Source organism: Paraburkholderia sp. MM5496-R1 (assembly GCF_050436205.1).
GTDB classification, from domain to species: domain Bacteria; phylum Pseudomonadota; class Gammaproteobacteria; order Burkholderiales; family Burkholderiaceae; genus Paraburkholderia; species Paraburkholderia tuberum.
Map to the genome: position 1 here is coordinate 2,196,596 of NZ_JBNDLT010000003.1, position 20,885 is coordinate 2,217,480.

At 60.3% G+C, this 20,885-nt stretch carries 11 protein-coding genes, 2 tRNA genes, 3 rRNA genes and 5 pseudogenes; 16 read left to right on the forward strand and 5 right to left on the reverse strand.

Going from position 1 to position 20,885, the window contains the following annotated elements; translation table 11 throughout:
• Positions 1 to 63 precede the first annotated feature (63 nt).
• The 12 genes and pseudogenes from phnA to OKW38_RS36345 all read left to right on the forward strand — a co-directional run.
• Positions 64 to 1,344 carry a phosphonoacetate hydrolase gene (gene phnA, locus OKW38_RS36290; RefSeq protein ID WP_429365572.1) on the forward strand — a complete coding sequence of 427 codons (1,281 nt, stop codon included), beginning with the start codon at positions 64 to 66 and terminating at the stop codon, positions 1,342 to 1,344.
• Positions 1,341 to 2,095, forward strand: a pseudogene (locus OKW38_RS36295) (aldehyde dehydrogenase family protein). The gene phnA and the pseudogene OKW38_RS36295 overlap by 4 nt, the downstream one beginning before the upstream one ends.
• A 3-nt stretch (positions 2,096 to 2,098) precedes the next feature.
• Entirely contained in the window at positions 2,099 to 2,659 is a 561-nt protein-coding gene (locus tag OKW38_RS36300) for a phosphonate degradation HD-domain oxygenase (protein WP_090806206.1), read from the forward strand.
• Positions 2,660 to 3,153: 494 nt separating this feature from the next.
• A 16S ribosomal RNA gene (locus OKW38_RS36305) occupies positions 3,154 to 4,686 on the forward strand.
• A 75-nt stretch (positions 4,687 to 4,761) separates the two neighbouring features.
• Positions 4,762 to 4,838: transfer RNA gene (locus OKW38_RS36310), tRNA-Ile, on the forward strand.
• 53 nt (positions 4,839 to 4,891) lie between these two features.
• Positions 4,892 to 4,967, forward strand: a tRNA-Ala gene (locus OKW38_RS36315).
• A gap of 348 nt (positions 4,968 to 5,315) precedes the next feature.
• A 23S ribosomal RNA gene (locus tag OKW38_RS36320) occupies positions 5,316 to 8,198 on the forward strand.
• 227 nt (positions 8,199 to 8,425) lie between these two features.
• A 5S ribosomal RNA gene (gene rrf, locus OKW38_RS36325) occupies positions 8,426 to 8,539 on the forward strand.
• Together the 16S, 23S and 5S rRNA genes with 2 tRNA genes alongside form the textbook arrangement of a ribosomal RNA operon.
• A 263-nt stretch (positions 8,540 to 8,802) precedes the next feature.
• A pseudogene (locus OKW38_RS36330) lies at positions 8,803 to 8,895 on the forward strand (hypothetical protein); the annotation flags it as partial.
• Between the two features lie 19 nt (positions 8,896 to 8,914).
• A pseudogene (locus OKW38_RS36335) lies at positions 8,915 to 9,086 on the forward strand (IS3 family transposase); the annotation flags it as partial.
• Positions 9,087 to 9,151: 65 nt separating this feature from the next.
• A protein-coding gene (locus OKW38_RS36340; RefSeq protein WP_429365294.1) for an IS3 family transposase occupies positions 9,152 to 10,704 on the forward strand; the annotation gives its coding sequence in 2 pieces (ribosomal slippage) (positions 9,152 to 9,614 and positions 9,614 to 10,704; 1,554 coding nt in all).
• Positions 10,705 to 10,744: 40 nt separating this feature from the next.
• A pseudogene (locus OKW38_RS36345) lies at positions 10,745 to 11,054 on the forward strand (integrase core domain-containing protein); the annotation flags it as partial.
• Here the strand turns inward: OKW38_RS36345 and OKW38_RS36350 are convergent.
• A pseudogene (locus OKW38_RS36350) lies at positions 11,043 to 11,531 on the reverse strand (LysR substrate-binding domain-containing protein); the annotation flags it as partial. The pseudogenes OKW38_RS36345 and OKW38_RS36350 sit on opposite strands and share 12 nt — an antisense overlap.
• 58 nt (positions 11,532 to 11,589) lie before the next feature.
• Positions 11,590 to 12,623 (reverse strand): integrase core domain-containing protein gene (locus OKW38_RS36355; RefSeq protein ID WP_429365295.1). Its coding sequence is split into 2 segments: positions 11,590 to 12,359 and positions 12,359 to 12,623, totalling 1,035 coding nucleotides; codons are not numbered across the junction.
• Between the two features lie 345 nt (positions 12,624 to 12,968).
• On the opposite strand from OKW38_RS36355, the gene OKW38_RS36360 reads away from it, so the two are divergent.
• The 3 genes from OKW38_RS36360 (at position 12,969) to OKW38_RS36370 (ending at position 17,216) form a co-directional block, all read left to right on the forward strand.
• Complete coding sequence (locus OKW38_RS36360; RefSeq protein WP_429365296.1) at positions 12,969 to 15,182, forward strand: FUSC family protein; 2,214 nt, start codon at positions 12,969 to 12,971, stop codon at positions 15,180 to 15,182.
• Positions 15,183 to 15,320: 138 nt separating this feature from the next.
• The gene (locus tag OKW38_RS36365; RefSeq protein WP_090806192.1) at positions 15,321 to 15,539 is read left to right on the forward strand and encodes a hypothetical protein; all 219 of its coding nucleotides are present in this window, start codon (positions 15,321 to 15,323) and stop codon (positions 15,537 to 15,539) included.
• Positions 15,540 to 15,716: 177 nt separating this feature from the next.
• Entirely contained in the window at positions 15,717 to 17,216 is a 1,500-nt protein-coding gene (locus OKW38_RS36370) for an acetyl-CoA hydrolase/transferase family protein (protein ID WP_429365573.1), read from the forward strand.
• 104 nt (positions 17,217 to 17,320) lie between these two features.
• Here the strand turns inward: OKW38_RS36370 and OKW38_RS36375 are convergent, their stop codons facing one another.
• From OKW38_RS36375 to OKW38_RS36385, 3 genes are all read right to left on the reverse strand, one after another.
• Positions 17,321 to 17,575, reverse strand: a complete 255-nt coding sequence (locus OKW38_RS36375; protein ID WP_090806189.1) for a GlsB/YeaQ/YmgE family stress response membrane protein — start codon at positions 17,573 to 17,575, stop codon at positions 17,321 to 17,323.
• Positions 17,576 to 17,737: 162 nt separating this feature from the next.
• Positions 17,738 to 18,445, reverse strand: coding sequence for an MgtC/SapB family protein (locus OKW38_RS36380; RefSeq protein ID WP_429365297.1), 708 nt, complete (start codon positions 18,443 to 18,445; stop codon positions 17,738 to 17,740).
• A 474-nt stretch (positions 18,446 to 18,919) separates the two neighbouring features.
• Positions 18,920 to 20,083 (reverse strand): metallophosphoesterase, encoded by a 1,164-nt coding sequence (locus tag OKW38_RS36385; protein ID WP_090806186.1) that lies wholly within the window; start codon positions 20,081 to 20,083, stop codon positions 18,920 to 18,922.
• A gap of 400 nt (positions 20,084 to 20,483) precedes the next feature.
• Between OKW38_RS36385 and OKW38_RS36390 the strand changes: the two genes are divergently transcribed.
• Positions 20,484 to 20,831 carry a hypothetical protein gene (locus OKW38_RS36390; protein WP_090806184.1) on the forward strand — a complete coding sequence of 116 codons (348 nt, stop codon included), beginning with the start codon at positions 20,484 to 20,486 and terminating at the stop codon, positions 20,829 to 20,831.
• Positions 20,832 to 20,885 lie beyond the last annotated feature (54 nt).

The following is a 20,885-nucleotide window of genomic DNA, read 5'->3' on the forward strand; positions in this document are numbered from 1 at the left end:
CGGCAGCTTCGCCCCACGAACAGACAACCCGGCGATGAAGACTTTGCAATGACAACCCCGGCAATGGAAAACCACGCGATGACATACCCCGAGCAACGCACGATCGAAGTCAACGGCCGGAGCTACCGGCTGCCTTCGCAACCGACGGTCGTTGTCTGTGTCGACGGCTGCGAGTTTGCGTACCTGGAAGCGGCGGTCGCGGCCGGCGTCGCGCCGTTCATCGGTTCGATGCTCGAGGGCGGCGCGGCGTTTCGCGGCGACTGCGTGATCCCGTCGTTCACGAACCCGAACAACCTGTCGATCGTGACCGGCGTATTGCCGTCCGTGCACGGCATCAGCGGCAACTACTTCTGGGACACCCACGCGAACGACGGCGCGGGGGCGGCGGTGATGATGAACGATCCCGCCTACCTACGCGCGCCCACGCTGCTCGCGGCCGCCGCCGACGCGGGCGCCGCGGTCGCCGTCGTCACCGCGAAGGACAAACTGCGCGGGCTGCTCGGCTCGCAGTTGAAGGGCATCTGCTTTTCGGCGGAGAAAGCCGACGAGGTGACGCGCGAGGAAAACGGCATCGACGACGTGCTCGATCTGGTTGGCCTGCCATTGCCCGACGTGTATAGCGCGGGGTTGTCGGAATTCGTGTTCGCGGCCGGCGTGCGGCTCGCGCAGACACGCAAGCTCGACCTCATGTATCTGTCGACGACCGACTATATCCAGCACAAATGGGCGCCCGGCACCGAAGGCGCGAACGCGTTCTACGCGATGATGGACGGCTATCTCGCGAAGCTCGACGCGCTCGGCTGGGTGATCGGCCTCACCGCCGATCACGGCATGAACGCGAAGCACGATCCGCAGACCGGCGAGCCGAACGTGATCTATCTGCAGGACTTGCTCGACGACTGGCTCGACGCGTCGACGGCACGCGTGATTCTGCCGATCACCGATCCGTACGTCGTGCATCATGGCGCGCTGGGTTCGTTCGCGACGGTCTATTTGCCGCGCGAGGTCGATGCTGCGTCCGTGATTGCGCGGATCGGCCGCCTGCCGGGAATCGAAGTCGTGCTCGATCGACGCGCCGCGTGTGCGCGCTTCGGGCTGCCTGAGGATCGCATCGGCGATCTGGTCGTGATCGGCACGAAGCATGTGGTGCTCGGCACGCGGCGCGACGAGCACGACCTGTCCGGGCTCACCGTGCCGTTGCGCTCGCACGGCGGGATTTCCGAGCAGGAAGTGCCGCTGCTGTTCAACCGGCGCGTTCAGCCATCAGCCACCGGCAGCGAAGGCAAACGGCTGCGCAATTTCGATATCTTCGACGTCGCGCTCAATCGCGTGTCGACATCGTGAACACGGCGCCGCGGGACCATCCTGAGTTCCGCGCCGAAGCGCTGCGGCTGAGCGGCGAGCGCGCGACGCGCGCCCGGACGCTCGACGTGTTCGATCCTTATACCGGCATGCGCGTCGGCACGGTGCCCTTCGCCAGCATCGACGATGTGCGCGCCGCGTTCGACTACGCGCTCGCGTATCGGCCGACGCTGTCGCGCTACGAGCGTTCGCAGATTCTCGAGCGCGCGGCGGTGCTGCTGCGTGAGCGGATCGAACCGGCGTCGGATCTGATTTCGCTCGAGTCGGGTCTGTCGAAGCAGGACTCGCGCTACGAGATCGGCCGCGTCGCCGACGTGTTCCGCTTTGCCTCGTTCGAGGCGCGCGCCTGCGCCTCGGCAACGAGCGCCGCGGCGCGTTGTATGCGCCGACCGTGCTCGATAACGTCGATCCGTCGATGACACTCGTGCGCGAGGAAACCTTCGGGCCGGTATCGCCGGTCATCGCGTTCGACACGCTCGACGATGCGATTCGCATCAGCAACGGAACACCGCTCGGGCTGTCGGGCGTGTGTACGAACCGGCAGGACGCGATCACCCGTTTCATTAATGAGCTGCGCGTGGGCACCGTCAACATGTAGGAAGTGCCAGGCTATCGGATCGAGCTGACGCCGTTCGGCGGCCTCAAGGATTCGGGGCTAGGCTACAAGGAAGGCGTTCAGGAAGCGATGAAGAGCTTTACCAATCTGAAGACGTTTTCATTACCTTGGGAGTAACAGGTGGCATTGAGTCTCGACGATATCCGTGTGCTCTTCGAGCGACACGGCAGCCTCGCGTATAGCGGCGAGCCGGTGACGCAGCTCGAGCATGCGTTGCAGAGCGGCGCGCTCGCCGAGGCGGAAGGCGCGAGCGACGAACTCGTCGCCGCGGCGTTCTTGCACGACCTCGGCCATCTGCTGAACCTGCAAGGGGAGACGCCGACGGAACGGGGTGTCGACGATCTGCATCAGTATTTCGCCTTGCCGTTTTTGCGGCCGGTGTTGTCGGATGCGGTGCTGGAGCCGATTCGTCTGCACGTCGACGCGAAGCGCTGCCTGTGCGCGATCGACGCCACCTATTTTGGCCAGCTGTCCGCCGACTCGGTGCGCAGCTTGCAATTGCAGGGCGGGGTCTTCAGCAGGGAAGAGGCGCAGGCGTTTATGCAGAAACCGTACGCCGAAGACGCGATGCGTTTGCGCCGATGGGACGATCGCGCGAAAGAGAAGGATCGCGCGACGCCGGGGATCGACCATTATCTGGCCGTGGTCGAACGGGTGATGCGCGCGCATGCGACTGCGTGAGTCGAGGTGTTTTGGGTCGCGGTAGGTTGCGCGCCGAGCGGTCAAAATATCGCTTGCAAGTCCCGATGTCGGCGACTAGAATTTCGTGCTCCGGACGCCGGGGTGCGGAGAAGCGGGAAGCCTTTGATGGCGTGGGCTTCGGCGGCGTGGGCAGGTTAGGCGAGTGATAAAAACCTGTTGACGATCCGGTGGAAGTTCTCCATAATTCCGCTTCTCTGCTGCAGACGCAGCGACGCAAACGAAGCGGTGCCGGGTAGTGGTGGTTCAGGCGCGGCGGGTTTGGCGGACCGATCTTTAAAAACTAACAGTCGATAAGTGTGGGCGCTTGATGCGGGGTGCGGCGGCGGATTCTCCGGAGTCTGCTGTCAGGCAGAAGTATCAGAAGCCTCACACAGTATTAGAGGAAGGTTTGTCTGTCGAAAGACGGATCAATCATCGTCAGTACGTTGAGTGAGCGACCGGGTTCGAGAGAGCCCGAACACAGTAACAGGTTTGAACTGAAGAGTTTGATCCTGGCTCAGATTGAACGCTGGCGGCATGCCTTACACATGCAAGTCGAACGGCAGCACGGACTTCGGTCTGGTGGCGAGTGGCGAACGGGTGAGTAATACATCGGAACGTGTCCTGGAGTGGGGGATAGCCCGGCGAAAGCCGGATTAATACCGCATACGCTCGGGAGAGGAAAGCGGGGGATCTTTCGGGACCTCGCGCTCAAGGGGCGGCCGATGGCAGATTAGGTAGTTGGTGGGGTAAAGGCCTACCAAGCCGACGATCTGTAGCTGGTCTGAGAGGACGACCAGCCACACTGGGACTGAGACACGGCCCAGACTCCTACGGGAGGCAGCAGTGGGGAATTTTGGACAATGGGCGCAAGCCTGATCCAGCAATGCCGCGTGTGTGAAGAAGGCCTTCGGGTTGTAAAGCACTTTTGTCCGGAAAGAAAACCTTGTGGCTAATATCCGTGAGGGATGACGGTACCGGAAGAATAAGCACCGGCTAACTACGTGCCAGCAGCCGCGGTAATACGTAGGGTGCGAGCGTTAATCGGAATTACTGGGCGTAAAGCGTGCGCAGGCGGTGCTGTAAGACCGATGTGAAATCCCCGGGCTTAACCTGGGAACTGCATTGGTGACTGCAGCGCTGGAGTATGGCAGAGGGGGGTGGAATTCCACGTGTAGCAGTGAAATGCGTAGAGATGTGGAGGAACACCGATGGCGAAGGCAGCCCCCTGGGCCAATACTGACGCTCATGCACGAAAGCGTGGGGAGCAAACAGGATTAGATACCCTGGTAGTCCACGCCCTAAACGATGTCAACTGGTTGTCGGGCCTTCATTGGCTTGGTAACGTAGCTAACGCGTGAAGTTGACCGCCTGGGGAGTACGGTCGCAAGATTAAAACTCAAAGGAATTGACGGGGACCCGCACAAGCGGTGGATGATGTGGATTAATTCGATGCAACGCGAAAAACCTTACCTACCCTTGACATGTATGGAATCCTGCCGAGAGGCGGGAGTGCCCGAAAGGGAGCCGTAACACAGGTGCTGCATGGCTGTCGTCAGCTCGTGTCGTGAGATGTTGGGTTAAGTCCCGCAACGAGCGCAACCCTTGTCCCTAGTTGCTACGCAAGAGCACTCCAGGGAGACTGCCGGTGACAAACCGGAGGAAGGTGGGGATGACGTCAAGTCCTCATGGCCCTTATGGGTAGGGCTTCACACGTCATACAATGGTCGGAACAGAGGGTTGCCAAGCCGCGAGGTGGAGCCAATCCCAGAAAACCGATCGTAGTCCGGATCGCACTCTGCAACTCGGGTGCGTGAAGCTGGAATCGCTAGTAATCGCGGATCAGCATGCCGCGGTGAATACGTTCCCGGGTCTTGTACACACCGCCCGTCACACCATGGGAGTGGGTTTTACCAGAAGTGGCTAGTCTAACCGCAAGGAGGACGGTCACCACGGTAGGATTCATGACTGGGGTGAAGTCGTAACAAGGTAGCCGTATCGGAAGGTGCGGCTGGATCACCTCCTTTCCAGAGCTGTGCATTCATCGCACTCAAGTGCTCACGCTTATCGGCTGTGGTTAGAAGAAACGCAGGCAGGCTCAGGGGTCTGTAGCTCAGCCGGTTAGAGCACCGTCTTGATAAGGCGGGGGTCGATGGTTCGAATCCATCCAGACCCACCAGTGTCTTGTCTGGTGAGCTGAAGGGCTGGGGCCGCTGGAGTATCTGTGAGACTGGGGGATTAGCTCAGCTGGGAGAGCACCTGCTTTGCAAGCAGGGGGTCGTCGGTTCGATCCCGTCATCCTCCACCAATCCTCAATGCCAAGGGTTCAGCACGAAGTGATGCTGAGTACTTTGCATTGGCGATTGAGCCAGTCAGAGCGGTATGAGGCACAGGCTTCATACCGGCTGCCGTTCTTTAACAATCAGGAAGAAGTAGTAAAGAGATTCACGAAAGGCACCTGGAGATGGGTGCGGAGTAGGTGAATCAGGGTTGTGATTGTATCGATGTATTTTAAAGGTGATCGAGAGATTGCTTTGGAATACGGCGCAACACGAATACTCAACCTGTAGCGAGTGCGTCTATCCCCTGCGGGGATGGGACCCACGTAAGCGCTAAAGCGCTAGCGTGGGTCGACACAGAGACACACCCGTTATAGGGTCAAGCGAACAAGTGCATGTGGTGGATGCCTTGGCGATCACAGGCGATGAAGGACGCGGTAGCCTGCGAAAAGCTCCGGGGAGCTGGCAAACGAGCATTGATCCGGAGATGTCCGAATGGGGAAACCCACTCCTAATGGAGTATCCGTAGCTGAATCCATAGGCTACGTGAGGCGAACGCGGTGAACTGAAACATCTAAGTAACCGCAGGAAAAGAAATCAACCGAGATTCCCAGAGTAGTGGCGAGCGAAATGGGATCAGCCGGTACACGTTATCTGTATTGTTAGTCGAACGCTCTGGAAAGTGCGGCCATAGCAGGTGATAGCCCTGTAGACGAAAACAGCATGGAAGAACTGGGTGTACGAGAAGTAGGGCGGGACACGTGAAATCCTGTCTGAAGATGGGGGGACCATCCTCCAAGGCTAAATACTCGTGATCGACCGATAGTGAACCAGTACCGTGAGGGAAAGGCGAAAAGAACCCCGGGAGGGGAGTGAAACAGATCCTGAAACCGCATGCATACAAACAGTCGGAGCCTCTGCGAAGGGGTGACGGCGTACCTTTTGTATAATGGGTCAGCGACTTACATTCAGTGGCGAGCTTAACCGATTAGGGCAGGCGTAGCGAAAGCGAGTCCGAACAGGGCGTCCAGTCGCTGGGTGTAGACCCGAAACCAGGTGATCTATCCATGGCCAGGTTGAAGGCACGGTAACACGTGCTGGAGGACCGAACCCACTAACGTTGAAAAGTTAGGGGATGAGCTGTGGATAGGGGTGAAAGGCTAAACAAACCTGGAAATAGCTGGTTCTCTCCGAAAACTATTTAGGTAGTGCCTCGTGTATCACCTTCGGGGGTAGAGCACTGTCATGGTTGTGGGGTCCATTGCGGATTACTACGCCATAGCAAACTCCGAATACCGAAGAGTGCAATCACGGGAGACAGACATCGGGTGCTAACGTCCGGTGTCAAGAGGGAAACAACCCAGACCGCCAGCTAAGGTCCCCAAATATGGCTAAGTGGGAAACGAAGTGGGAAGGCTAAAACAGTCAGGAGGTTGGCTTAGAAGCAGCCACCCTTTAAAGAAAGCGTAATAGCTCACTGATCGAGTCGTCCTGCGCGGAAGATGTAACGGGGCTAAGCCATATACCGAAGCTGCGGATGCACAGTAATGTGCATGGTAGGAGAGCGTTCCGTAAGCCTGCGAAGGTGCACTGGAAAGTGTGCTGGAGGTATCGGAAGTGCGAATGCTGACATGAGTAGCGATAAAGGGGGTGAAAGGCCCCCTCGCCGTAAGCCCAAGGTTTCCTACGCAACGTTCATCGGCGTAGGGTGAGTCGGCCCCTAAGGCGAGGCAGAAATGCGTAGCTGATGGGAAGCAGATTAATATTTCTGCACCATTGTGAAATGCGATGGGGGGACGGATCGCGGAAGGTTGTCCGGGTGTTGGAAGTCCCGGTCCTTGCATTGGAGAAGGCGCTTTGGCAAATCCGGGCGCAGAATTCAAGGGTGCGAGGCGAGCCACTTCGGTGGCGAAGCAACTGGAAGGGGTTCCAGGAAAAGCCTCTAAGCTTCAGTTTCACAGTGACCGTACCGCAAACCGACACAGGTGGGCGAGATGAGTATTCTAAGGCGCTTGAGAGAACTCGGGAGAAGGAACTCGGCAAATTGGTACCGTAACTTCGGGATAAGGTACGCCCTCATAGCCTGACTGGCCTGCGCCAGAAGGGTGAAAGGGTTGCAATAAACTGGTGGCTGCGACTGTTTAATAAAAACACAGCACTCTGCAAACACGAAAGTGGACGTATAGGGTGTGACGCCTGCCCGGTGCCGGAAGATTAAATGATGGGGTGCAAGCTCCTGATTGAAGTCCCGGTAAACGGCGGCCGTAACTATAACGGTCCTAAGGTAGCGAAATTCCTTGTCGGGTAAGTTCCGACCTGCACGAATGGCGTAACGATGGCCACACTGTCTCCTCCCGAGACTCAGCGAAGTTGAAGTGTTTGTGATGATGCAATCTCCCCGCGGCTAGACGGAAAGACCCCATGAACCTTTACTGCAGCTTTGCATTGGACTTTGAACCGGTCTGTGTAGGATAGGTGGGAGGCGTATGAAGTTGGGACGCCAGTCTCAATGGAGCCGTCCTTGAAATACCACCCTGATCTGTTTGAGGTTCTAACCTTGGCCCGTGATCCGGGTCGGGGACAGTGCATGGTAGGCAGTTTGACTGGGGCGGTCTCCTCCCAAAGTGTAACGGAGGAGTACGAAGGTACGCTAGGTACGGTCGGAAATCGTGCTGATAGTGCAATGGCATAAGCGTGCTTGACTGTGAGACTGACAAGTCGAACAGGTGCGAAAGCAGGTCATAGTGATCCGGTGGTTCTGTATGGAAGGGCCATCGCTCAACGGATAAAAGGTACTCTGGGGATAACAGGCTGATACCGCCCAAGAGTTCATATCGACGGCGGTGTTTGGCACCTCGATGTCGGCTCATCTCATCCTGGGGCTGTAGCCGGTCCCAAGGGTATGGCTGTTCGCCATTTAAAGAGGTACGTGAGCTGGGTTTAAAACGTCGTGAGACAGTTTGGTCCCTATCTGCCGTGGGCGCTGGATATTTGAAGGGGGCTGCTCCTAGTACGAGAGGACCGGAGTGGACGAACCTCTGGTGTACCGGTTGTCACGCCAGTGGCATCGCCGGGTAGCTATGTTCGGAAGAGATAACCGCTGAAAGCATCTAAGCGGGAAACTCGCCTTAAGATGAGATATCCCCGGGGCTTCGAGCCCCTTGAAGGGTCGTTCAAGACCAGGACGTTGATAGGTCAGGTGTGCACGTACAGTAATGTACTGAGCTAACTGATACTAATTGCCCGTAAGGCTTGATCCTATAACAGGTGTGTCTCGACCCGCGTGAGTGCTTCAGCACTTACGCGGGTCCGATCCCCGAAGGGGATTTGTGTGACCTCCCGCGGGAGCTCACAGAAACGCACGGTTGGGATTCAGTGTTGTGCCAGAAACAACACAACCCCCCACACTCGAATCCTTTACGCTTCTTCCCGATTGGCTGTGGCGCAACCGGTTGACTTCAACCCTGCGACGCAGCAACCCGTCATGCCTGATGACCATAGCGAGTCGGTCCCACCCCTTCCCATCCCGAACAGGACCGTGAAACGACTCCACGCCGATGATAGTGCGGATTGCCCGTGTGAAAGTAGGTAATCGTCAGGCTCCCCCCCAGTCAGAAACCCCACCCGCCGCGGTGGGGTTTTTGCGTTTACGCGGCCCAAATCAACAGCAACATGCTCGACCGAGCACGAACAACAAGCGTGGTCGGACGCCGTTGCCAGCCACTGCCAAAAGTAGCCTGTTGATCGACGCTTTTTTGCGCATACTGAAGTTGACCCAGAAAAACGGACATCTATCCTTTGGAGAAGGAGGTGCCGATTATCGGCAAGCATCGTACCCCGTACCCGGCGGAATTTCGGGCGCAAATGGTCGAGCTGGTGAAGGCCGGGCGCAGGCGGGAGGAACTGGAAAAGGAGTTCGAGCCGACTGCACAGACCATCTACAACTGGGTGGCGCAGGCTGATCGCGACACAGATGTTCCGGTGCGACGATGGCACGCCGTTGCGCGTAACGTTCGCACTCGACTGCTGCGATCGGAGAGGCGATTGGCTGGGCGGCGGGGACCGGCGGGCATAGCGGTGATGTAGTGCGCAACGCGATGCTGGCCGCCGTCGCGCAGCAATTCGGCACCGGCAGGTCGCCCCCGGCGTCAGACTACTTGTCGTGTTATCTGAATCTTATAGACATGGTCCGGGGGCGGTAAAATCAGGGTGAATGAAAGCCTACTCAGCAGAAAGAAAAGAAGCGCTGGTGCGTCGCATGATGCCGCCGGAAAACGCGTTGGTCTCAGCGCTGGCCAGAGAAACGGGGATTACCGAACAGACGTTGTACACGTGGCGCCGACAGGCGAAAGGACAAGGGCTGGCCGTGCCGGGCGATGGGAAGAATCCCGAGGGATGGTCTTCGGAAGACAAGTTTGCAGTAGTGCTGGAAGCCGCCCCGCTCAACGCAGCGGAGCTGGCCGAGTACTGCCGGCGCAAAGGACTCTATCCCGAACAGATCGCGGCGTGGCGAGCGGCCTGCCAGGCAGCCAACGCGAATGCCACCGAGCAGGCACGCGAGCAGCGCCACCAGTCGAAAGACGACAAGCAGCGCATCCGGCAGCTCGAGAAGGAATTGCAGCGCAAGGAGAAGGCGCTAGCGGAAGCGGCGGCGCTGCTGATTCTGAGAAAAAAAGTCCAGGCGATCTGGGGAGACAAAGAGGACGATTGATCAACGTCCCGGATCGCCTGTTATGTATATCGTTGATACGCGAGGCGGCGCAGTCAGGCTGCCGGCTGGAGAAGGCTTGCGACGAGTTGGGCGTGAGCCTGCGCACGTTTCAGCGCTGGGTCGGTGACGGTGACACGGTACGTGCCGATGGTCGTACCACGACCGAACGGCCGCCGCCGGGCAAGCAGTTGAGTGAGGCTGAACGGCAACAGATTCTTGAGGTAGCCAATAGTGCGGAGTTTGCCAGTCTGCCGTCCAGCCAGATCGTGCCGAGGCTGGCCGATCGCGGCGTGTATGTCGCATCGGAATCGAGCTTTTACCGCGTGCTGCGCAGCGCCTCGCAGCAGCACCATCGTGGTCGTGCGCGCAAGCCCTCGACCCGGGTAGTGACCAGTCATTGCGCGACGGCGCCCAATCAGGTCTGGTCGTGGGACATCACCTGGGTACCTGCGGCGGTCAAAGGACAGTATTACTACTGGTACATGATGCTGGACGTGTTCAGCCGCAAGATTGTCGGTCACGAAGTGCATGAGGCCGAATCGGCAGAACTGGCCGCGTTGCTGATGCGGCGTGCCAGTCTGGCAGAGGGCCTGGCAGGACGTCCCCTGGTGCTGCACTCGGATAATGGCAGCCCGATGAAAGGTGCGACGATGCTTGCCACCCTGGAGAACCTGGGGGTCGTGGCCTCGTTTAGCCGACCACGCGTGAGTAACGACAACCCTTACGCAGAGTCGCTGTTCCGGACCTGCAAGTATCGGCCCGACTACCCGCGCAAGCCGTTCGGCAGCGTTGATGAGGCGCGGGCCTGGACGCAGCAGTTCGTGCGCTGGTACAACCATGAGCACAAACACAGCGGCCTGAAATTCGTCACGCCGGCCCAGTGTCATAACGGCGTGGCGAATGCAGTTCTTGCGCAACGTGAGATCGTTTATGCGGAGGCCAGGCAGCGCAATCCACGGCGTTGGTCCCGATCGACGCGCAACTGGAAATTGAAGGATGAAGTCTGGCTCAATCCGGAGCGCATGCAACCGGAAGAACTAAAGCAGTGCGCATGAGGTGACGCGACAAGTACGTTGACAACCGCCGGTCGCGCCGTCCATCGAATGGTTGACGGACAACGGCTCGGCTTATGTCGACCACCGCACTCGCAGCTTCGCTCGCGAATTGGCCCTGGAGTCACTGAGAACGCCGGCACGTTCTCCGCAGAGCAATGGCATGGTCGAATCGTTCGTGAAGATCATGAAGCGACAATTACGTCGCCTGTATGGACGAGCCTGGCGCGCCAGCGGCGCTCTCGAGTCTGGCTGTTGCATTTGAACACTACAATGAGCGCCATCCGCACAAAGCCCTGGAATACCGCTCGCCGCATGAGTTCAGGCGTGCTGCCGCGACTTCATTGACCTAACGGTGTCCGCGTGTCCTGAGTTGCAGGGGCAACTCCAACCAGCTGCACTGGGTCATCTCCGCCCCCCGGTTGCCCGACCTCAGCAAGCAATGCTTCGTCGCGCGCAATCACCGTCGGCAGATGCGAGCGCAAGAATTCGACCCACGTGCGCGTCTTTGCATCGATGAATTTGCGCGACGGATAGAGCGCATAAACAGTCGTCTTCTGCAGCGTATAATCCGGCAACACGCGCACCAGCGTGCCATCGCGCAACCCGGAAATGGCCGCGTAGAGCGGCACCATGCCGATGCCCATGCCTTCGCGGATCGCCACGATCAATGATTCGGCGATGTTCACATGCACTGGGCCGTCGACTTCCATCAACTCACTGCCGTTCGGGCCGTCGAGCGTCCATTCATGTGGCGGGAACGCCGGCGTATGCAGGATCAGACATTCGTGATGCGCAAGGTCAGCCGGTTCTTGCGGCGCGCCGTGAGAGGTGGCCTCGTTCGTTCGGACAGGATCAGCGAGTTTTTAAGTGGAATTGCTGAGGCAATCAAGCTGCCGATTTTATCGCTGGCAGCGTGGCGAAGTATGCTTCATCCGGTGTCTGATCGGCCAGCCTGGAATGAGGCCGGTTCTGGTTATACCAGTTCAGGTAATTGCCGATTGAGCGGCGGGCGTGGCTGACCGAGTCGTAGGCTTTCAGATAGACCTCTTCATATTTGACGCTTCGCCACACCCGTTCGACGAACACGTTGTCATGCCAGGCGCCCTTTCCATCCATGGACAGAAGAACGTTCCGGCTGAGCACCGCGTCGGTGAAATCGGTTGCGGTGAACTGGCTGCCTTGATCCGTGTTGACGATCTCAGGCAGGCCGTATTTCGCAAACGCTTCCTCCAGCGCCATCGGGATATAGCTCGTATCGAGCGCCCAGACCTGATTGGCCCGTTCGATCTTGCGATGGCGCAGCAGGTACGGCCAGATCCTGTGGGCTGCATGCTTGCGGCTCGTGTTTGGCTTGCGATACAACGCCTCGACGCCCATGCGCTTCATCAAGGTGCTGACGTGTCTGCGCCCGACCTTGATGCCTTCGCGACGCAGCAGCCTTGCCAGCATTCGTGCCCTTGCAAATGGATGCTCGAGATGAAGCTCGTCAATCCGGCGCATCAATTTCAGATCCGTTTCGCTGACCCCACGCGATTGGTAATAGGCACTCGAGCGGCTGATGCCTACCAGCCGGGCCTGCTGTGTCACCGGTAGAGCGTGATCACGATCGATCATCGCTTTACGCCCAGCAGTCCCGCCTTGCTGAGCGCGCTTTCTAAAAAATCATTCTCCAACGTCAATTGCCCGATCTTCGCGTGCAGCACCTTCACGTCGACTGGCGGCGCCGACGGCGCCGCGCCCCCCACTTCGAACACATCGGCAACCCGCTCTTGCAGTTGCTTCTTCCAGTCCGTGATCTGGTTCGGATGGACATCAAATTGCTGGGCCAGTTCTGCCAGCGTCTTGTCGCCCTTGAGCGCCGCCAGGGCCACCTTTGCCTTGAACGCCGGTGAGTGGGTCCGTCGGTTTCGTTTCGTCATCTTCTGGTTCCTTGTTGCCGGCCATTATGGCCGACTCACCCCCCAGCTTTTCCACTCAACGAACTGTCTGAATTCTCGAAGCCACTTCTGAAGCTGCCGGCTTCAACCACGCGCACAAACACTCGCATATTTTGTAGCGTGTCCATCAAACCTTCTGTTTCATGATCAAGATCATATTTTCCGTCAGTCTCAGAACACTATTGTTGTCCGTTCTGGAACAGATGTTCTGCACCCATCGGCTTAATGTACACATCGCGGACTCCTACAATCGGCGCCTCGCCTGCCGGTGTCGGCCATTCTGTCCGGAGGCTCTCTCAGCGACCACGTAGGGTGCACTGTTTTCAGATGAAACCCGATCATGCGATCGAACCGTCGGCGGATTTCTTCGGTCCGCGCGGCGTCATGCGGCGACGCCTCAGCCGAGCCAAACTCAATCGCGCCGTGCGGGACTGGGCCAGCAGCGACGGTCTGACCTGGCTGCATCTGCTGAAGACGGTCACCGCCGGTCTGCTGGCGTTGGGCATCGCGATGCTGCTCGATCTGCCGCAGCCGCGCATTGCGATGACCACTGTCTTTGTGTTGATGCAACCGTTCAGCGGCATGGTGCTCGCGAAGAGCTTCTACCGGATTCTCGGAACGGCAGTAGGGACCGTGGCCGCGCTCGTGCTCGGCGGGCTGTTCGGTCAGCAGCCCGAACTGTACATGCTCGGCATGATCGTGTGGGTGAGCGCCTGTATTGCTGCGGCGGTCAGGTATCGGCATTTCAGATGGTACGGTTTTGTGCTCGCGGGTTACACCGCCGCGCTGATCGGCATTCCAAACGTGACGACGCCTCAGGGACTGTTCCTCGCCGCACTCACGCGTGCCGCCGAAGTGGCGCTCGGCATCGTGTGTTCGAGCGCGGTCAGCGCGTTGCTGCTGCCCCAGCGCTCGATCCTTGCGCTGCGACGTAACCTTCAGATCAGGTACGCGAATTTTACTGCGTATGCTGTCGACGTGCTCGCACGCGGGCTCGAGCGCAATCAGTTCGAACGGCGTTTCGCGGATTTCGTCGACGAAATCGCTGGCCTCGAAGCAACCCGCACGTTCGTCGCATTCGAAGATCCGGCGATGCGCTCGCGCAGTGCGCATCTGGCGCGTCTGAATAGCGAATTCATGGATGCGTGCGCGCGTCTGCATGCGCTGAATCAGTTGCTCAAACGGTTGCGCGCCAGCCGCGCTGTGTCGATACTCGCGGCCATCGGTCCGTACCTCGACGAACTGGGAGCCTTGTTCGAAGCACAAGCTGAAGCCGGCGTCGAAGCATCGCACGCAGCAGCCGATCTGCGCCCCTTTCGAGCGAGCTTGCCACGCCGGGTACGCGAAACCAGGCGGCCACTCGAAGCCGCGTCCGCGGAATCGCTTGCGGACTTCGACACGGCAGCCGAATTGCTGTATCGATTCGTGGGCGAATGGATAAACTATTCGCAAACCTATGCATGCTTGTGGCGCAAAACAGCAAGCCGGCAGCACAGCCTACGATGCAGCTCAAGCCCAACTAAGAGCCACCGCACAAGCAGACCTATAAGCCGCACAAACCGCTTCGCCGTATTGTTCACATTCGTGCGCTCGGCCGTCGTCATCGGAATCGCCGGTGCGTTCTGGATCGCGACCAACTGGCCGAGCGGCGGTCTCGCCGTAATTGGCGCAACAATGGTCTGCGCGTTGACGTCCACCGCGCCAAGCGCCACCAGAATGGCCATCCAGATGGCGATCGGCGCGGTGCTCGCGACGCTGGCCGGCTATGTGTTCATGTGCTACGTGTATCCGAACATCGATGGTTTCCCGCTGCTTTGCGCGCTACTCGCGCCGGTGCTCGCGCTCGGCGCATTCATCGCGACGCGTCGCGGCGCGGCTGGGCTTGGCATCGGCTTTTCGGTGTTCTTCTGTCTGCTGGCCGGGCCGGACAACGTCGTCAGCTACGTGCCCGATCTGCTGATCAATAACGGCATCGCGCTCACCGCGTCGATGCTGCTCGCAGCGGCTGTTTTCGCGGTGGTCTTTCCCGCCGATATGCGCTGGCTCATCGACCGGATCATGGGCGACCTGCGAGCGCAAACGGTGTCGGCATGCAAGGACGCGCTGCCGGGTCTGAACCAACGTTTCCAGTCGGGCACGCATGATCTGACTTCGCAACTGCGCGTGCTGTTGACGCACCGTTCACGACGACGGCGCGACGCACTTCGCTGGATGCTCGCGACGATCGAAGTAGGTCACGCCGTCATCGATCTGCGCAACGAAGCCGCACGCGCCGATTATGCCGACCCCCTTCAGCCGCGTTGGCGCAGCGTGATCGAACACACGTGCGACGATCTTGCCCGGCTCTTCGAACGCCCAGGTCCACGTTCGCTCGAACGCGCACTCGTCGCCGTGCGCTCGGCCACCTGGCTCGCGCAAGACATGCTGCAGGCAGTGCACGCCGAGCGCGCCCGGCATCACGATCTGCAACGTATCTTGAGCTGTCTGCACTTCATTCGCAGCGCGTTGCTCGACAAGGACGCGCCCTTCAATCGTCGCTGAGCAATGCTGCGTGGATCTTTCTGCCAGATGGAAAGATCCCTTCCGGGCGGCCCCGTTTATTCGCGTAGGTGGCGGTCATATAGTTTCGTCACTGCCTCGCAGTATTCGTCGCAGTAGTCGTAAGTCCTGGAGAACGAGATGAAAGTGTTGAAGATGGTCCTGATTGCCTGTTCTTTGTCCACCGCTGCCGCCGCGTATGCACAGACGGCGCCGGCCGCGCCGGAGCAGCAGGTTGCGCAAGCGGATGGCCAGCGCACCGATAAGGTTGCCCCGCGCAAGCATGTGGAAGCGCCGAAAGCGAAAGCTGATGAATGTGTCGGCCCGATGAGCTTCTGCAACATCTACTTCGGCAGCTAAGTCCGGCTGCCTCACGCGCAACACCTGTCGCGGATCCTATCGCGCGACCCAACACCTGCTCGCGACGCCGTCCGATCGAGACGCCGCGGCGGGTGCGGCAACCGCCTATTGAGCGAAGCGCACCGCAGACGTGCGCACCAGTAGACGGAGCTGGCGACTATGGAGAGACTCCCTTTCATGTACGAAGACCGAATTCGCTGCGCCGCGCTGCGCGGAAAAATCACCACGGCCGCCGACGCGGCGCTTCTGATTCACGACGGCATGCGGGTGGGTGCAAGCGGCTTCACGCGCGCGGGCGACGCGAAGGCCGTGCCGGTCGCGCTCGCCGAGCGTGCGCGCCGGCTGGGCGAGCCGCTGCGCATCACGTTGATGACGGGCGCCTCGCTCGGTCATGACGTTGACCGCATGCTGACCGAAGCGCATGTGCTCGCGCGCCGTCTGCCGTTTCAGGTAGACAAGACGCTGCGCGACGCCATCAATCGCGGCGAAGTGATGTTCGTCGATCAGCATCTGTCCGAGACCGTCGAGATGCTGCGCGCGAACCAGCTCGGCAAGCTCGATGTCGCGATCATCGAAGCCGCCGCGATCACGGAGAGCGGCGGTATCGTGCCGACGACGTCGGTCGGCAATTCGGCGAGCTTCGCGATTCTCGCGGACAAGGTCATCGTCGAGATCAATCTTGCGCAGCCGCTCGGGCTCGAAGGCTTGCACGACATCTGGATTCCGGGGCGCCGGCCGCATCGCGAGCCGCTGCCGATCGTGCGCGCGCAGGATCGCGTCGGCACACCCGCTATCGAGATTGCGCCCGAGAAAATCGCGGCGATCGTGATGACGGACATGGCCGACAGCCCGTCCACGGTCTTGCCCGCGGATCGGGAAACCGCGTTGATCGCCGGTTATTTGATCGAATTTTTCCAGCACGAAGTCACGCGTGGCCGCATGCCGAAGCAGTTGCCGCCGCTGCAGGCGGGCATCGGTACGATCGCCAACGCGGTGTTGGCAGGATTCGTCGATTCGCCTTTCGAGGTGTTCGAAATTTATTCGGAAGTCCTGCAGGATTCGACGTTCGATCTGATGGACGCTGGTAAGGTCGCGTTCGCGTCCGGCGCGTCGATCACGTTGTCGGCCGCGCGGCAGGCGCAGGTATTTGGCGATATCGAGCGCTATCGCGACCGGCTCGTGCTGCGTCCGCAGGAAGTCAGCAACCATCCCGAGGTGATTCGGCGGCTCGGTCTGATCGCGCTCAATACCGCGCTCGAATTCGATATCTACGGCAACGTCAATTCGACGCATGTCGGCGGCACGCATATGATGAACGGCATCGGCGGCTCGGGCGACTTTGCGCGCAATGCGTCGTGCGCGGTGTTCGCGAGCAAGTCGACCGCGAAGGACGGCCGCATTTCGAGCATCGTGCCGATGGTGCCGCATTGCGATCACAACGAACACGACGTCGACGTCGTCGTCACCGAGCAGGGTCTCGCCGATCTGCGCGGCCTCGCGCCGCGCGAACGCGCGACGCTGATCATCGAGCATTGCGTGCATCCGCGGTATCGCGGGCTGTTGCGCGACTACTACCGTGATGCGTTGCTTTGGGGAGGGCAGACGCCGCATTGCCTCGATCAGGCGTTTGCATGGCATACGCGGCTGCGCGATACGGGGTCGATGCTGCCGGCCTGATTCTGCGGCGGCCACAACCGCGGCGACAAAAGCAGAAGCAACAGGCCATAAAAAAGCGCCAGCGATTCGAACCCGCTGGCGCTTGATGACGTCGGATGCCGTGCTCAGGACCCTCGTCGCACGAGCCGGATAATAAACAGCAGAATGACCGCTCCGATCAACGCGGTGACGATCGAGCTGATCCAGCCGCCGCCAAGCGAGATATGCAGCACGCCGGCGAGCCACCCGCCGATGAACGCGCCGATGATCCCGACGATGATGTCGACGATCAGACCGAAGCCGCCGCCCCTGACCAGCACACCCGCGAGCCAGCCCGCGATCGCGCCGATGATGATCCATGCGATGATGCCGTGTTCCATATTCGAGACTCCCTGGTTGAGTGTGAACAAATCACGGTGACAGAGCTTAGTCGAAGGTTATGGGACCGTCCACGTTCACGACGCGGAATTAACATTCTCTGAATCTGCTGCCAGCTAAGTGTAGACGATGCGCGCGAACAAAGGAGACTTACGCGCCGCGCTTCACTCGGGCGTCGGCTCCGCTTCCCGCGCGGTCCAACTGACGCTGGACACGCTCTTTTCCATGCTCAGGCGGCTCGCCATCTGTTCGAGCTTCGATTGATCCTTCGGATGCATCGTCAGCGTCGCCGTCACGCGAATGCGCGCCGGTTCGTCCTCGACATCCTCGCTCGTGAGGCTCTGGAACGACAGCGGCGCCGAGTACATGGAGTTGGAAATCGCGGCGCGAATGTTGATCTCGTCGGCTTCGCGGCAGACGATCGTCAGCACGTACTCGCGCACGAGGTCGGCGTTTGAAACCGGCGTCGAGTTGATCATCCGGCTCACTTCACGCAGCGCGGTGTTGGCCAGCAGCACGACCGCGGTGCCCGCGAGCGCCGGTCCGTAATGTCCCGCGCCGCTCAACACGCCGACGGCCGCCGAGCACCACAGCGTCGCCGCGGTGTTGATCCCCTGGATCGAGCCTTTGTCGCGCATGATGACGCCGCCGCCAAGAAAGCCGACGCCGGACACCACATAGGCGGCAATCTGCGTGACGCCGCCGACGCCGTTGCCGGTCAGCACGCCGAGCGTGACGAACAGGCACGCGCCGCTCGCCACGAGCGTGATCGTGCGCAGGCCGGCAGTGCGCTGGCGCATCTGTCGTTCGAGGCCAATCGCGACGCCGCAAGCAAAAGCGGTCAGAAGCCGCAGGAAGAATTCGAGTGTCATCGTTCAGAAAGGTTGGCGTGCGTGCTGCCGCAGGGTGAAGCCTAGGCGTGGGAACGTCAGGTCGTCTACCTCGTGCACGCTAAGCGCATGAGGTTGGAACGAAATACGCGCGCACACGCGTGCAGCGGCGGGAAGCGTGCGGCATCGGCATGGCATCGAGCCACGCTGTTTCACCGACAGTACGCGAATGACAATGAAATGAGAGCGACGTGCGCCATCGAGCCCGAGGGCAGGACGGCGACAGGGACACCTGACGCGGAAATCCTGCCGCTCAGGTGAGCGGGCAAATCGATACTCGGCTGGTACAGCTGCTACTGTCCAAGATCGTGATTCCGGTTAAAAGAATTGCGGGAATTTTAGAGGGCGGCGTAAAGTTCAGTCAAGCCGCGATCGGCGGAGAGTGCGCATGTGGGTTTGCTACAGCCGTATCGTAGACAGGCCGTGATTAATTGCTCCGGACTGCGAATGTTGAGTTCAATCCGGTTCGCCCGGCACGAGTCTCAAGCGCGTGATTTCCGAAGGCGCACCGAGTCGTTTCGGCGGACCCCAATAGCCCGTACCGCGACTCGTATAAACCCAGAGTCCGTTCAGGCGCGCGAGGCCTGCCGTGAACGGCTGTTGCAGGCGCACAAAGAAATTCCACGGAAAGAACTGACCGCCGTGCGTATGACCCGACAACTGCAGCGTAAAGCCGGCCGCCGCGGCCGCTTCGGCCGAACGCGGCTGATGCGCGAGCAGCACCCTGATCAGCACGTCGCCCGGCGCGCCGGCGAGCGCCGCGACCGGGTCGCTGCGATGCGCGGGGTCGTGATGACCCGCCGAGTAATCGGTGACGCCGGCGATGACGGCGCGCGCGCCGTCATGGTCGACGATTACGTGTTCGTTCAGCAGCACCCGCAAGCCGAGCCGGCGGAATTCGGCGATCCACGAGTTCGCTCCGGAGTAGTACTCGTGATTGCCGGTCACGAGAAACGCACCGTGCCGCGCGGCGAGCCGCGACAGCGGCTGCGTATGCCGGCTCAGCTGCGGCACGCTGCCGTCGACGACGTCGCCCGTCACCGCGATCAGATCCGGCTTGAGCCGGTTCACCGCGTCGACGATCGCATCGACATAGCGGCCCTTGATCGTCGGGCCGACGTGGATGTCACTGATCTGCACGATCGTGAAGCCGTCGAGCGCGGCGGGCAGATCGTCGATCGGCACGTCGATCGTGACGACGCGCGCGCGACGGCGCGCGTTGAACAGGCCGATCAGCGTCGACAGCAGCGCGAGCAGCGGCACCGCCGCCGCCGAGCCGGTGCGCCAATGCGCGATCGTGAGCGTGTTCGGCCAGATCGCGTCGATCGTCAGCAGCGACGCCAGCACGAGGTCGCGCGCGAACGTCAGTACCAGCAGCGACGAGAAGAAGCCCATCGCGAGCAGGCCCACCCACGCGAGCCGGTCGCCGAGCGGCTGGCGCTTGAAGCCGCGCGCCATCATGCCGACCGGGATCAGGAAGATCGACAGCACGAGCCACAGCGCGCACAGCCCGCGGCCGGCCGCGGTGATCGGCATGTCGGGAATCAGGCGCAAGCCGACGTAGATATGCAGCAGGATGCCAATCAGGATGATGCGGACAAGAAACGATGAACGTCGCATAAAGAGGATCAGGGTGGGAAGGAGGCCAAAGGGCCGGCATCAGCGACAGCGCGGCGGCGATCGGTTAACGAACGCGGCGAATCATTCTACCGACATGTTCGGTCCCTTGCCGTAGCCGCAAAATTCGTGCTCCCGCACCGCACGACACGCCGGCCCCGAAGCCGCCGGGACGCGCCACGAAAAGTGTTCGCCGGGGCAGGCGCATTCCGTGCTCAGCACATACTTACAGGGCCGCGCGCCACGCATTCAATGCCTATGCAAGCGAATTAAATGGGCTTTGAATTGTATTCATGCGTGGAGTATGCTTGAAACAAGCCAGCTTGTTGCCGGGGCAGCGTAGGGCGCTTCGGCCATGACTGGTTCTGTCGCCGGGAAAGATCGGGCGGGGGGGAGGCACATCATGAAGCTGCTCAAATCGGGCCACCTGTGGCATCACGCGCACGACGTGCATCATGTTCATCATGAGCATCATGTCGGGCACGAGGGCAGCCACGTGATGCTGCCGCTCGTCGGTATCTCGCTGATGGCGATTGCGCTTTACGTCGGCGTACGCAACATCGATTTCTCCGAACTCGGCAAAAGCGCGCTGTTCGACGTCGTGATGGTGTGCGTCGCGCTTGGCATCGCGGGCCTGTTCGGTGCGGTCGGCGCGTGGCTGCGCTCGAATGGCGACGAAGCCGAAGAGGGCTTCTGCTTCATCGGTGCGCTGATCGGCACGGTGGTCTTTTATATCGCGGTGCTGACCTGACGCGATCCGATCCAGCGCGTGGCGCGCACCCGCAGCGCCATCCATCATCAACGC